This is a genomic window from Microvirga sp. GN3, assembly GCF_055792825.1.
Genome location: NZ_JBVVAK010000383.1, coordinates 1 through 1,122 on the forward strand (window position 1 = coordinate 1; position 1,122 = coordinate 1,122).

The 1,122-nt window shown below is 61.5% G+C and carries 1 protein-coding gene and 1 pseudogene; both read right to left on the minus strand.

What is annotated here, in order from left to right:
• Positions 1-193: 193 nt before the first annotated feature.
• Positions 194-784, minus strand: a complete 591-nt coding sequence (locus ACS5Q1_RS47995; RefSeq protein WP_473104801.1) for a cysteine hydrolase family protein — start codon at positions 782-784, stop codon at positions 194-196.
• Positions 785-913: 129 nt separating this feature from the next.
• A pseudogene (locus ACS5Q1_RS48000) lies at positions 914-1,122 on the minus strand (succinyl-CoA--3-ketoacid-CoA transferase); the annotation flags it as partial.

Consider the following 1,122-nt stretch of genomic DNA (forward strand, 5'->3'; position numbering starts at 1 on the left):
CCGAGGAGCAGTGTAATGCATGCGTCAAGCGAGCCATGGAGAGCGCGTTGCCTGGATCAGTCGCCGACTTGCACCGCCTGGCCCGCCGCGAGTTCGGCCGCCTGCAGCAACGGCCTGAGCTCATGACCAGCTTCTTTCGGCACGCAGGTCTCTCCGTTGCAGGTCTTTAGTGAAGATCATTAGAAATCATCCTTCACGACGGCCATTGGTCTAGCACGACTTCACTGCTCACCGTCTCGACCTGATAGCGGTAGCGCCTCGAATAAAGCGTCAGAAGTGAATCGTGTCCCTCGTCCGATGAACTGCAGACGCCGTCGGCCACGATCACGACCCGCAATCCTAGATCGACTGCGCCGAGCACGGTAGCGAGCACGCACATATCGGTTTCGGAGCCGGTGATCAGCAGAGTATCGATGCCGCGCTCGCTCACGAGATCGCGCAGCTTGTGGCCGGCGAAGGCGGAATAGACCGGCTTGTCCAGGACGACTGCGGGTGGAACAAGCCGCTGCAGCGGCGGCATCAGCTCCAATAGTCGCGGATCGAGGTACTCGCGGGTGACCTGACGCCATTGCTCGTAATAGCCGCGCCATGTTCCCGGCATGTCTTCGGGGCGGAACGGGGGAATGAAGCGGGTGAAGACCGTGCGGTCGGGAGCCCGCTCGACAATCTGCGCAACGGTCGGCAGGACGCGCTCCATCCATGGGGTCGGCCACGGCCCATCGACCGAGAAGAGGCGCTGCATATCGATGCAAAGGTGAAGTGTAGCGGGGCTTAATGGCGTCATGGTGGAAAGAAAAACGGATCAGCAGGAGCCCAGTTCCGCGCTTGGCCACTCATGATAAACGACAGGCCCCGGGTTACCCCGGGGCCTGCAGGAAGGAGAACTGACTTGACGTGCAAGGCGCGGTAACGATCAAGCCGCGTTGGACTGGCTTCCGTTCAGGGCGACCTTGAACTCGGCCTGGGTCTTGGCCTTGATCTCCTCGACCGTCACGCCCTCGGCGAGCTCGATCAGGGTCATGCCGGAGCCGCCCTTCTTGTCGATGACAAAGACGCCGAGATCGGTGATCACGAGATCCACCACGCCGGTGCCGGTGAGCGGCAGATTGCAGGCCTTGAGAA